The organism is Stenotrophomonas sp., assembly GCF_036662295.1.
Classification (GTDB): domain Bacteria; phylum Pseudomonadota; class Gammaproteobacteria; order Xanthomonadales; family Xanthomonadaceae; genus Stenotrophomonas.
In genome coordinates this window covers 1-13036 of the sequence record NZ_JAVWXA010000108.1, presented here as the reverse complement: position 1 = coordinate 13036, position 13036 = coordinate 1, and the positions used below count along the sequence as shown (strand labels likewise).

The 13036-nt window shown below is 67.4% G+C and carries 6 protein-coding genes; 5 read left to right on the top strand and 1 reads right to left on the bottom strand.

The annotated features are described in order from the left end of the window. Positions 1-697: 697 nt before the first annotated feature. The 3 genes from RSA25_RS16365 to RSA25_RS16355 all read left to right on the top strand — a co-directional run bounded on the left by RSA25_RS16365 (position 698) and on the right by RSA25_RS16355 (position 6673). Entirely contained in the window at positions 698-3598 is a 2901-nt protein-coding gene (locus RSA25_RS16365) for a TonB-dependent receptor (protein WP_332809904.1), read from the top strand. 110 nt (positions 3599-3708) lie between these two features. Beyond that, entirely contained in the window at positions 3709-5706 is a 1998-nt protein-coding gene (locus RSA25_RS16360; RefSeq protein ID WP_332809903.1) for a prolyl oligopeptidase family serine peptidase, read from the top strand. Positions 5707-5845: 139 nt separating this feature from the next. Beyond that, positions 5846-6673, top strand: coding sequence for an SEL1-like repeat protein (locus RSA25_RS16355; RefSeq protein ID WP_332809902.1), 828 nt, complete (start codon positions 5846-5848; stop codon positions 6671-6673). Positions 6674-6704: 31 nt separating this feature from the next. Here the strand turns inward: RSA25_RS16355 and RSA25_RS16350 are convergent, their stop codons facing one another. After that, positions 6705-8303: an NAD(P)/FAD-dependent oxidoreductase gene (locus tag RSA25_RS16350; protein WP_332809901.1), complete on the bottom strand. Its 1599-nt coding sequence runs from the start codon at positions 8301-8303 to the stop codon at positions 6705-6707. A gap of 228 nt (positions 8304-8531) precedes the next feature. Between RSA25_RS16350 and RSA25_RS16345 the strand changes: the two genes are divergently transcribed. Both RSA25_RS16345 and RSA25_RS16340 read left to right on the top strand, forming a co-directional pair. Then, a complete protein-coding gene (locus RSA25_RS16345; RefSeq protein ID WP_332809900.1) occupies positions 8532-10643 on the top strand; it encodes a M13-type metalloendopeptidase in 2112 nt (703 codons plus the stop codon). Positions 10644-10788: 145 nt separating this feature from the next. Further along, the gene (locus RSA25_RS16340) at positions 10789-12798 is read left to right on the top strand and encodes a M13 family metallopeptidase (protein WP_332809899.1); all 2010 of its coding nucleotides are present in this window, start codon (positions 10789-10791) and stop codon (positions 12796-12798) included. Positions 12799-13036 lie beyond the last annotated feature (238 nt).

The window sequence follows — 13036 nt, the reverse complement described above, 5'->3', positions numbered from 1 at the left end:
TGGTTGTTCGCCCATCTGCGGGGCAAGGCGTTGCGGAGCCTCGCGAGTGCGTTGCCTTGTCGCTTGGGGCGGGTACGGGCGGGGGTGCGGGACACGCCGTAAACACGTCCTTGTGGGCTCGCATACGCCATCCATGGCGTATGACGGTCCCGCACCCCCACCCGTACCCGCCCTTGGACAGTGGACCGGTGCGCACAGAAAAAGCCGGTAGTGCCGGCCGCTGACCGGCATCCCACAGCCACCCTCGTTCTCCATGCCCCCGACCAACGGCCAGTGCGAAGGCTGTTGCTTTACCGTCGGCTACCGGCAAACAGGCCTCTGATTCCAATTTGTTCTAAGACACAAGAATGAACGGTTGATGTACGCGCCGCCCTGTCGACCGGACACGGCAAGACAGGCCAACCGGGCCATTCATATCGTTGCATTCGCAACTAAATTCCGTTCAATCAACAACTTGGCCAAATTAACCCGCCGATTGCCGTGGCGCAATCGGCTTTGCGGAATTTGTCTTTATGACGCGGTGATGAACAGTTGACAGGGCAAGTTAAGCTCGTGTTAACTTCGAGTCATCGGCTTGTGAAGCTGATCACAGGGGGGCAGCAGTCGGGGCCCGTCGGACGCAAAAGGGTGTCGGATCCGGCCAAGAGGCTACATCCCGCCACTTGGCACATAGAACTGATTTCAAGGGGAACTATTCATGGCAAATCGCAATCTGCTCAGCCGCAACCCGCTGAGCTTTGCGCTGACATCGGCGCTGGTCGTTTCGGCCGTCGCTCCGGCGTTCGCACAGGAAGCGGGCAACGAGGTGGGCGGCAAGAACGCCACCAACCTGGACCGCGTCTCCGTCGTCGGCTCGCGCATCAAGCGCTCGGAAGTCGAAGGCCCGGCGCCGGTGACCGTGATCACCCGTACCGACATCGACCGCGAAGGTTTCCAGACCGTCGGCGACATGCTGCAGACGCTGACCCAGAACACCACCTCTTCGTTCACCGGCGACCTGGCCGTGACCGGCTTCACCCCCAACGCGCAGGTCGTCAACCTGCGCAACCTGGGCCCCGGCTACACGCTGACCCTGGTCAACGGTCGTCGCCCGGCGCAGTACCCGCAGCCGTACAACCGCGACAACAACGTCGCCAACATCAACTCCATCCCCAGCAGCATCGTGGAGCGCGTTGAAGTGCTGACCGGCGGCGCCTCGGCCATTTACGGCTCCGACGCGGTCGCCGGCGTGGTCAACATCGTGCTGCGCGAGCATTACGACGGCAACCTGGTCCGCCTGACCACCGGCACCACCGCCGAGGGCGGCGGTGACACGGTCAACCTGGAACTGACCGGCGGCCGTACCGGCGAGCGTTGGAGCGCGGTGTGGGCCCTGCAGTACAGCGATCGCGAGGCGGTCTACGCCAACCAGCGCAAGTGGCTCTCCGACCAGCGTGAAGGGCCGCTGGGCTCGACCGCCAACCCGGGCCTGTCGCTGATCGCCATCCGCGGCCTGACCTCGGCCAACGGCCTGGTCAACCAGAATGCCTACTACCCGGGCCAGGCCAAGTGCGATGCACTGGGCTTCACCACGGTGACCACCGCCGCCCGTGGCACCTACTGCGGCTCGTACGACAGCAACGCCGCGCGCTCGATCTCCAACCAGCGCCAGTTCTACTCGGCCTACGGCTACGGCACGTTCGACTTCACCGACACCACCCAGGGCTGGGCCAGCGTCAACTACTACACCACCAGCGCCAAGGCCAGCGCCGGCACGGAGTTCTGGGGCACCTCGGGCGACAAGTTCAACATCCTGTCCAACGGCGCCACCAGCGCGTACTACTACGATGCCGGCCTGCGCGACATCGTGCAGCTGCAGCGCGTCTTCACCGCCAACGAGCTGGGCGGCAATGATGCGGCCAGCACCAAGTACGACGAGTACACCTACGACTTCGCCGCCGGCGTGCGTGGCACCATCGCCGACCGCTTCGACTGGGAAGCCACCGGTGGCTACGGCTACTACAACTACAAGATGGACCGCCCGCGCCTGCTCGCGCAGTCGGTGCATGATTACTTCCTGGGCCCGGTGCTGGGCTACAGCAACGCCGGCGGCACCGGTGCGGGCGTCTACCCGATCCACCGCCTGAACCTGGATCGCTGGTCCTCGCCGATCACCCCGGAGATCTACCAGTCCTTCGCGACCCGCGTGATCAACCGCTCCGAAACCAGCGTGGCCAACGCCGCCTTCAACATCAGCGGCGACCTGTTCGAACTGCCGGCCGGTGCCGTTGGCTTCGCCAGCGTGCTGGAATGGAACCGCCAGAAGATGGACATGGTGAGCGATCCGCGCACCGACCAGCTGCGTCCGATCGATGGCCAGACCATCTACAACCTCACCAGCTCCGGTGAGACCCACGGCACCCGCGACCGCTACGCGGTGGGCGCCGAGTTCCGCGTGCCGATCTTCAGCAATTTGAATGTCAACGCCGCGGCGCGCTACGACAAGTACGACGACATCTCCTCGGTCGATGCGTCCACCACCTACAACCTGGGCCTGGAATGGCGTCCGTTCAGCAACCTGCTGGTCCGCGGCAGCTATGCCACCAGCTTCCGTGCGCCGGACATGCAGCTGATCTACGCCGCCGGTGCCGCCTCCTATACCACCGAGCTGGATGAGTACGCCTGCCGTTCCGGTACCGGTCCGGGCGCTGCCCAGGGCCCGCGTACCCGCACCCAGTGCAACACCCCGACCAGCGATCCGACCAAGTACTCGGTGCAGACCCTGGTGGCCGGCAACCCGAACCTGACCGAAGAAAAGGGCAAGTCGTGGGGCGCAGGCTTCGTGTGGGACGTCACCGATGGCATGTCGCTGACGGTTGACTACTACCGCATCCGCCTGGAAGACGCCGCTGCCCAGCTGAGCAACGACTACCTGCTGCGCGCCGAAGCGGCTTGCCGCCTGGGCACCGCCAGCGATGGTCGCTCGGTGCCGAGTGCCTCGGTCTGCGACAACGTGCTGGGCCTGATCACCCGTACCAACCTGCCCGGCTCGCCGGACGACGGCCGCATCCAGCGCATCAACAACGCCTACATCAACACCGCCCTGCAGGACACCAGCGGTATCGATGCAAGCTACAAGTACACGCTGGACACCGACCGCTGGGGCCGCTTCAACGTTGACCTGGGTTACTCGCTGACCCTGACCAACAAGTACCAGCAGACCGCCGACGACGACCTGATCGACTACCGCGACCTGCCGCCGGAGTACTTCAACCCCGAGCGCAGCCGCGCCCGCGGCAGCCTGACCTGGACCAAGGGCGACTGGGCCACCACCGTGTTCGGTACCCGTTACGGCTCGGCCTTCAGCTTCGCCGAAGCCGATGGCACCAACGCCGCCGGCGGTGCCTACTCGCGTCGCCTGGAACCCTACTTCCTGTGGAACCTGAGCGTGGGCAAGAAGTTCGGCGAGAACGTGCTGGCCACCTTCCAGGTCGTCAACGTGTTCGACAACCAGTACCGCAAGGACAACAGCAACACGACCTACCCGTTCTACGACCCGTTCATCGGCGCAGACCCGCTGGGCCGTCGCTTCTACGTGAGCCTGCAGTACAAGTTCTGATCCTCGCTGCATGAGGTAGGAACGCATGGGAAAGCCCGGACCTGAACCGGGCTTTCCTTTTTTTTGAACCCGGCCGTCATCACCGCCGGCCAGGACAAGGACCCCTGATCATGAAGAAGACCTCGCTGTTGGCGCCGCTGGCACTCGCACTCGCCGCCGCCCTGCCCGCCACCGTACTGGCCGCCCCGGCGGGCGCGCCGGCGGCCTATTCGATCGAAGACTTCGCCAAGCACGCCAGCTACAGCTCGGCCAGGATCTCCCCCAACGGCGACTACCTCGCCATCAGCGTGGACCTGGGCGACCAAGACGTGCTGACCATCCTGCGCACCAGCGACCTGAAGGTACTCAAGGTCAACCAGCTGCCGGACAAGAAGAGCGTGGGCAGCTTCCACTGGATATCGCCGGAACGGCTGATGTTCAACGCGGTCAAGAAGCAGGGTGGCTATGCCCAGCCCTTCCCCACCGGGGAATGGTTCGCGGTCAACGCCGACGGCAGCCTGGCCCGCCCGGTGATCTTCTACGGCACCCGCGATGCCACCCAGCGCGGCAAGAGCGTGGGCAACGAGTCCTACTCGCTGCTGGACACGCTGCGCGGCGATGACCAGAACGTGATCATGCAGGTGCGTTACCCGCGCTCGTCCGAAGGCGCGGGCACCCAGGTGGTCAGCGTGGACACCATCAGCGGCCGGCGTACGCCGATGGCGCGCGCGCCCAAGGAAAACTGCGATATCGCGCTCGATGCGGCCAAGGAGCCGCGCTTTGCGGTGTGCAGCTCCAGCCGCGACGAAACCGGCGAGTACGACGAGCGCAGCGAGCTGTATCGCCGTGACGGCGCCAACTGGACCCTGATCAACGCCTCCAAGGCCGATGGCCAGCACCTGCGCGTGCTGCGCACCACCGCCGATGGCACCGTGTACGCCGAGCAGGACGATGGCAAGGCGCCGCCGGCAGTCGGCACGCTGGACACGGCCACCGGGCAGTTCCACCGCCTCTTCCAGGATCCGGTCACCGACGTCTCGCAGCTGATGTGGAGCACCGATGACACCCGCCTGGTGGGCGTGGTCAACCAGGCCGGCTCGCCCAAGGTGACCCTGATCGACGAAGACCACCCCGATGCGGCGCTGTACCAGTCGCTGAGCGAGGCCTTCCCCAACCAGATGGTGCAGTTCTCCAGCTATACCGATGACGGCAAGAAGATCCTGGTCTCGGTCTACAGCGACACCAACCCCGGCGAGCTGTACCTGTTCGACCGCACCACCGGGCAGGCACGGTTCCTGCTGCAGGGCCGCGACTGGCTCGATCCCAAGCGCATGGCCACCGTCCGTTCGTTCAGCGTCAAGGCACGCGATGGCCGCCAGCTCTACGGCTACCTGACCGTGCCCAAGGGCGCGGAGGGCAAGCCGCTGCCGATGATCGTCAACCCGCATGGTGGCCCGATCGGCCCGCGCGACAACTGGGGCTTCAACCCCGAAGCGCAGCTGCTGGCCAGCCGCGGCTATGCGGTGCTGCAGGTCAACTTCCGCGGCTCGGGCGGGTTCGGCAAGGGCTTCGAGGAGGCCGGCCACCGGCAATGGGCCGACGGCATCCAGAACGACATCCTCGATGCCACCCACTGGGCGATCGACCAGGGCGTGGCCGACAAGGACCGCCTGTGCATCTACGGGGGCAGCTTCGGCGGCTATTCGGCGCTGATGGCGCCGATCCGTGAGCCGGGCCTGTTCAAGTGCGCGTTCGGCTACGTCGGCGTGTACGACGTGGACATGCTGTTCACCAAGGGCGACATCCCGCAGCGCGAGGCGGGCCTGCGCTACCTGCGCCGCACCCATGGCGTGGACCCGGCCGAACGGGCCAAGGCCTCCCCGGCCCGGCGCGCCGCCGAGGTGCGCATCCCGGTGTACCTGGCCGCCGGCGCACGCGACATGCGCGCGGTGCCCGAGCAGACCGAGCTGATGGCCAAGGCGCTGACCGAGGCCGGCAATCCGCCGGAGGGCGTGATCATCCAGTCCGGGGAAATGCACGGCTTCTACGGCGTGCCGGCGCGGGTCAGCCTGTATACGAAGATGCTCGAGTTCTTTGACCGCCATATCGGAAGTTCGAAGGCGCGCTGAGTAAACTGTGGCGGCGGGCAGCCCGGTGGCTGCCCGCCCTGCCGTTTGGTCTAGTGACCTACGCCCCATGCGTCCGGCCCATGCACGGATGAGCATGTCACCCAGGTTTTCCGCATGGGACGATCAAGGAACGATGCACATGAACACACCCCGCTACCTGCTGGCCGCACTGACCGTGGCGCTGCTGCTGCCCGGCCTGGCGCACGCCGCGCCGCCGGCCACCCGCGCCAAGGCCGCCGCCGCGCCCAGCGACCCCACCGACGACCCGGTGATGATCACGGCCGGCTTCCTCAACGGCCACCCGGACCTGCGCTTCCGCATGCTCGGGATGGAGAAGCTGCGCGGCAACGACCAGGTGGCCGCCTTCGGGTTCTTCCAGCGCGCCGGTTTCTACTCGGACAAGGTGTCCCAGGCGATGGTGGCCGAGATGCTCTGGAATGGCACCGGCGTGACGGCCAACAAGCCGTTGGCCTATGCCTGGATGGATCTGGCCGCCGAGCGTGGCTACAAGGGCTTTGTCGAGCTGCGCGAACGCTATTGGGCGGCCCTGGATGCGGCCGGCCAGCAGCAGGCCGTCGCCGAGGGCGAAGCGGTCTATGCGCGCTTCGGCGATGACGCGGCCATGCCGCGCCTGAGCCAGGCGATGCGCCGCGAACAGCGCCGCATGACCGGCAGCCGCACCGGCTTCGCCGGCAACCTCAAGATCTACGTGCCCGGCCCCAATGGCGTGGACGAGCAGATCGACGGCTCCAAGTTCTACGACGAGCGCTACTGGGACCCGGACAAGTACCGCCAGTACCAGGACAGCATCTGGATGACCCCGCGCGTGGGCCGCGTGGACGTCGGCACGGCCACCACCGTTACCACCGATCCGGACCGCAGCTCGCGCATCCCCGACGTCGCCCCGCAGGCCGACGCGGTCGAGCCGCAGACCGAGGACGTCCAGCCCAAGCTCGACCGGCCCTGACCGCATGGCCGCCGCGCCTGCGGCGGCCACCTCACCCGCGCAGGATCACCTGCGCGGCGTTGTGCCCCGGCGCACCGGTCACCCCGCCGCCGGGATGGCTGCCGGACCCGCACAGGAACAACCCGGGCAGCGCGCCGCGGTAGTCCGCCTGGCCCAGCATCGGGCGGGCGCTGAACAGCTGGTTGAGGCTGAGCGCGCCGTGGAAGATGTCGCCCCCCACCAGGCCGAAGATGCGCTCCAGGTCCAGCGGGCTGAGCACCTGCCGCCCCAGCACCGAGGCGGCGAATCCGGGCGCGTGCTGCTCCACGGTGGCGATCATCAGGTCGGCCACCTCCTCGCGGTGATCGTCCCAGTGCCGGCCGTCGGGCAGTTGCGGGGCCACGTGCTGGCAGAACAGGCTGGCCACGTGCTGGCCCGGCGGCGCCAGCGAATCGTCCAGGGTGCTGGGGATGAGCATCTCCACGATCGGCGCGCGCGACCAGCCGCGCATGCGCGCGTCATGCCAGGCGCGATCCATGTAATCCAGCGAGGGGGCGATGATGATGCCGGCGGTGAGGTGGTCGCCCGGCCCGGGCAGGCAGCGGAAATCGGGCAGCCGCGACAGCGCCACGTTCATCCGGAACGTGCCGGAGCCGCAGCGCCAATGCGCCATCCGCTCACGGGTGGGCGCGGGCACCTCCGCGCTGTCCAGCAGCTGTTCGTAGAGCAGTTTCGGGTTGACGTTGGACACCACCGCGCGGGCGGTGATGCGCTCGCCCTGCTGGGTCTCCACCCCGACCACGCGGCCGCCCTCGACCAGCACCCGGCGCACCCCGGCATCGGTGCGGATCTGTGCCCCGGCCGCGGTCGCCGCGCGCGCCATCGCCTGGGTGATCGCGCCCATGCCGCCGATCGCATGGCCCCACGCGCCCTTGACCCCGTTGCTCTGGCCAAAGGCATGGTGCAGCAGCACGTAGGCGGTGCCCGGCGCATACGGGCTGGCGTAGTTGCCCACCACCCCGTCGAACCCGAACAGCGCCTTGATCGGCTCGCTCTCGAACCAGCGGTCCAGGTACTCGGCCGCCGAGATCGTGAACAGGTCCATCAGCTCCTGGCGCAATGCCGGCGACAACGCATGCAGGCGACGCCCGAGCTGCCCTGCCCGCCACAGCTCGGGCAGCGCCTGCAGCCAGCCGCCGTCGGTCACGTTGGGCGGCGCCTCCAGCGCCAGCGCGCGCAGCACATCGGCAAACACCTCCAGGCGCTGCTCGTACCGTGGCAGCTGGCGGGCGTCGCGGGCGGAGAAGCGCTGCAGCTCGGCCTGGGTGAGCCCGCCGCCGGCCAGCAGGTACTGGCCCTGCGGCAGCGGCAGGAAATTGTTGATCCGGCGCGGCACCACGCGCAGCCCGTGCGCGGCCAGGTCCAGGTCGGCGATCACCTTGGGCTGCAGCAGCGAGACGGTGTAGGCGGCCACAGAATTGCGGAAGCCCGGGTGGAAGGTCTCGGTGACGGCCGCCCCGCCGACCACCCCGCGCCGCTCCAGCACCAGCACGCGCCTGCCGGCGCGGGCCAGGTAGGCCGCGCAGACCAGGCCGTTGTGCCCGGCCCCGATGATCACCGCATCCCACGCCTGCGCAGAAGACTTTGCCATGCCCGCTATATACACCGGCCCGGCCCCGCATGTCGCCGGCATGGCGGGACTTTGCCGCAGCGGTTGGCTGGCCGTGCACGCGCCGGCCAGCGGCGCCACGCAGCCACTGCTTGCCATCGGCCATGACCTTCGACACCCTTGCCGGTCGGGCCAGCGGCGTATCGTCTGGCCCACGGCTCCCGCACGGGAGCCCTTCCCGATGCATTCCAGGCCTGGAGGCCAACCAACGTGATCCGCAATCCCAAGATCGTCCTGCTCACCCTGGCCGTTTCGGCCGCGCTGGTCGGCTGCGGCAAGACCGACACCCCGGCAAAGGACGGCGCGGCCTCCACCGCTGCCCCGGCCACCACCGCTGCCGCCACCGAGTACAAGCTCGATGAAAGCAAGCTGCCGGCCTACAACGCCTTCCACCCGTCCGACCTGGACACCAGCATGGACGCCTGCGGCGCCTTCGGTGACTACGTCAACAGCAAGTGGCTGGCCGCCAACGCGATCCCGGCCGACCGCACCAGCTGGGGCGCCTTCACCATCCTGGACGAGCGCTCGGTCGCCGTGCAGCACCAGCTGGCCGAACAGGTGGCCGCGGTGAAGAACCCGACCGGCATCGAGAAGATCGTCGGCGACTTCTGGGCCACCGGCATGGACGAAGCCAAGATCAACGCCCAGGGTATCGAGCCGATCAAGGCCGACCTGGCCGCCATCGACGGCCTGCAGGACAAGGACGCGATCGCCAACTACCTGCGCAGCAGCGCGGCCAAGGGCGAGAACGTGCTGTTCGGCTTCGGTCCGGAAGCGGACTTCAAGAACTCCAGCATGAACATGGCCTACGCCAGCCAGGGCGGCCTGGGCCTGCCGGACACCACTTACTACACCGACGCCAAGAACGCCGACAAGCTCAAGGCCTATCAGGCCCACGTGGCCAAGGTGCTGGAACTGTCCGGCGTGGCCACGGCCGATGCGGAGAAGCAGGCCGCGGACGTGGTCAAGTTCGAAACCCGCCTGGCCAAGGCGTCCAAGTCCAGCGTCGAGCTCTCGCGCGATGTGTCGCTGTACTACAACCCGGTCAGCGTGGCCGACGCCGACAAGCTGACCCCGAACTTCAGCTGGACCGAGTTCTTCAAGGCCCAGGGCGTGGCCGCGCCGGAGAAGTTCTCGCTGGCCATCCCCTCCTTCCACCAGGAAGTGAGCAAGGCCCTGGGTGACACCGATCCGTCGGTGTGGCGCGCCTACCTGCGCTTCCACACCGTGGACGGCGCCTCGCCGTACCTGGCCGATGCGTTCGTTGACGAGAACTACGCCTTCTACGGCAAGACCCTGAACGGCCAGGCCGAGCAGAAGCCGCGCTGGAAGCGCGTGCTGGGCACCATCGAAAGCGATGCCGGCGATGCGTTCGGCCAGCTGTACGTCAAGGTCGCCTTCTCGCCCGAAGCCAAGGCCAAGATGGAAGAGCTGGTGAAGAACCTGGCCGCCTCGCTCAAGGAGCGCATCCAGGGCCTGACCTGGATGAGCGACGAGACCAAGGCCAAGGCGATCGCCAAGTGGGAAACCTTCACCCCCAAGATCGGCTACCCGGACAAGTGGCGTGACTGGAACGGCCTGACCACCGGTCGCGACAGCTACCTGGGCAATGTGCGCGCGGCCAACGAGTTCAACTACAAGTGGGCGCTGTCCAAGATCGGCAAGCCGGTGGACAAGACCGAGTGGGGCATGACCCCGCAGACGGTCAATGCCTACTACAACCCGCTGCAGAACGAGATCGTGTTCCCGGCCGCCATCCTGCAGCCGCCGTTCTTCGATCCCAAGGCCGACGACGCGCTCAACTACGGCGGCATCGGTGCGGTGATCGGCCACGAGATGACCCACGGTTACGACGACCAGGGCAGCCGCTTCGGGCCGACCGGCAACTTCGAGAACTGGTGGAACGAGGCGGACACCAAGAACTTCAGCGGCCTGACCGGCAAGCTGGTCAAGCAGTTCGACGGCTACAAGGTGGACGGCCAGGCGGTGAACGGCAAGCTGACCCTGGGCGAGAACATCGCCGACCTGGGCGGCCTGGCCACTGCCTACGACGCGCTGCAGAAGGCGTCGGCCGGCAAGGAAGACCCGAAGGTGGACGGCTTCACCCGCGACCAGCGCTTCTTCTTCAACTGGGCCACCGTGTGGCGCACCAAGTACACCCCGGAGAACGCCAAGGTGCGCCTGGCCACCGATCCGCACGCCCCGGCGCAGTTCCGCGCGATGGGCGCGCCGTCGAACCTGCCGACCTTCGCGGCCGCCTTCCAGTGCAAGGCCGGCTCGCCGATGGTCCGCGCCGGCGACCAGCAGGTGGTGATCTGGTAAGCGATCACGCCCACGCGTGAAGTGAAGCAGACAAAGGCCCGGGATTTCCCGGGCCTTTGTTGTTTGCGGGGGCCGGCGCCCATCACGCTCTTTTCGCTTTGCTTGGTACACTCGCGCGATCCCAAACCCGCTGGATTCGCTTTACATGTCCAACCTTCGTCCGCTCGCCATTGCCCTGGGCCTGAGCCTGGCCTCCCTGGTCATCGCACACGATGCGCATGCCGCACCGAAGAAAAAGGCCGCGCGCGCCCCGGCCGTCAGCGCCCAGTGCAGCGACTTCTACGAGGCCACCAACGCCACCTGGCTCAAGGCCAACCCGGTGCCGCAGACCGGCGCCACCACGGCGCTGGGGCAGCTGGCCGACCGGACCCGCCAGCAGCAGCGGGAGTTGCTGGACGCCGCCATGAAGGCCCCGCAGGGCAACGTGCAGAAGCTGCTCGGCGACTTCTGGGCCAGCGGCCTGGACGAGGCGGCCATCGAAGCCGATGGGTCCAACCCGATCGCCCCGCTGCTGACCCGCATCAACGCCATCAAGAAGGCCAAGGACGTGCCGGCCTCCATCGCCGCGCTGCACCAGGTCGGCATCCCGGTGGCGTTCAACTTCGCCCCGGACGTGGACCTCAAGGCGCTGGACCGCCACATCGGCTACTTCATGCAGGGCGGCATGGGCCTGCCCGACCCGGCCTTCTATACCCGCACCGACGCGGACACCGTGGCGCTGATGGGCCGCTACCGCAACTACGTCAAGCAGATCCTGGCCCTGACCGGCACCCCGGCGGCCAAGCTGGATGCCGAATCGCAGGCGGTGATCGCGCTGGAAACCGAACTGGCGCGCAACGCGCAGTCGCTGGCCGGGATCAACAACCCGTTCAACAACTACGCCCCGATCTCCACCAAGGATCTCAACAGCCGCTACCGCAACCTGCAGCTGGATGCGTTCCTGAAGGTGCAGGGCGTCAACGATGACCTGGTGTCGCTGGCCGATCCGGCGCTGTTCAAGCAGCTCGACGGGATGGTGACGCGGATCAAGCCGGACCAGTGGAAGGCCTACCTGCGCTGGCGCGTGGGCGATGCGATGGCCCCGTACCTGTCCAAGGCCTATCGCGAGGCAGAATTCGAATTCCGCGGCCGCGTGGTGCGTGGCCAGACCATCGCCCCGGCGCGCTGGGAGCAGACCCTGGACGCGATCAACGTCGCGGCCGGCCCGATGCTGGGCCGCGAATATGCCAGCAAGTACCTGTCGGCCGATGATCGCCGCCAGGCGGCGGTGATCGTGGACAAGCTGCGCGAAGTGCAGATCGAGGCGGTCAAGCGCAGCACCTGGCTGAGTGCGGAGGCCAAGGGCGAAGCCCAGGCCAAGCTGGCGGCGATGAAGATCGAGATCGGCACGCCGCTGCGCGACCTGGACTACAGCGTGCAGCCGATGGGCCGTGGCAGCTTCGGCGGCAACATGCTGATCGCCTCCACCTGGCGCCACCGCGAAGAGATGAAGCGGATCGGCAAGGGCAACGCCGACCGTCGCTGGGACGTGCTGCCGCAGCAGCCGGCGCTGGCCTATGACATCGCGCAGAACCGCCTGATCGTCACGGCGGCGGTGCTGCAGGGCCCGGTGTTCAACGCGAAGGCCGATACGGCCGACAAGTACGGCAGCTTCGGTGCGCTGGTGGCGCATGAACTGACGCGGGCGATCGACGCCAAGGGCGCACTGGTGGATGCCAAGGGCGAGCTGCGCAGCTGGTGGACGCCGGCGGACAAGACCGCCTGGACGCTGCTGGGCACGCGCGTGGCCAACCAGTACAGCAGCTACGATTTCCCGGGGATCAAGGGCGCCAAGGTCAACGGCGAACTGACGCGCGAAGAGAACCTGGCGGACGTGGCCGGGCTGGAGCTGGCCTGGGAGGCGTACAAGGCGGTGGAGCCGTCTGCCAAGCCGGCGGTGCAGCAGGGCTTCTTCCGGGCGTGGGCGGGGCTGTGGGCGCAGCAGTTGTCGCCCAACGAGGCGGCGCAGCGCCTGACGGCGGACGTGCTGGCGCCGGGCCGCTGGCGCACGAACGGTGCGCTGTCCAACCTGCCGGCGTTCGGGGCGACGTTCAACTGCAAGCCGGGCCAGCCGATGCAGCGCGTGGACGGCGACCAGATCAAGGTCTGGCGCTGAGTCCGGCGCTTTTGCTGGAGGTAGTAAGGCGCCCTCGGGCGTAACGCGTTGCGCTTGAGAAGAACGCCTCGATTCCGTCTGGAATCGGGGCGTTTTTTTGTTTGCGTGGCGGCTTTTGTTCGGTTCTGCGCCCATCTGCGGGGTAAGGCTCTGCTGAAGCACGCGCGTGCATGCCTTGTCGCTTGGGGCGGGTACGGGCGGGGGTGCGGGACACGCTGCAAGTACGTCCATGTAAGCT

Bases quoted from the DNA above. Each gene is read 5' to 3' on its own strand.
- RSA25_RS16365 (WP_332809904.1), top strand. From the start codon at position 698: ATGGCAAATCGCAATCTGCTCAGCCGCAACCCGCTGAGCTTTGCGCTG.
- RSA25_RS16360 (WP_332809903.1), top strand. From the start codon at position 3,709: ATGAAGAAGACCTCGCTGTTGGCGCCGCTGGCACTCGCACTCGCCGCC.
- RSA25_RS16355 (WP_332809902.1), top strand. From the start codon at position 5,846: ATGAACACACCCCGCTACCTGCTGGCCGCACTGACCGTGGCGCTGCTG.
- RSA25_RS16350 (WP_332809901.1), bottom strand. From the start codon at position 8,303: ATGGCAAAGTCTTCTGCGCAGGCGTGGGATGCGGTGATCATCGGGGCC.
- RSA25_RS16340 (WP_332809899.1), top strand. From the start codon at position 10,789: ATGTCCAACCTTCGTCCGCTCGCCATTGCCCTGGGCCTGAGCCTGGCC.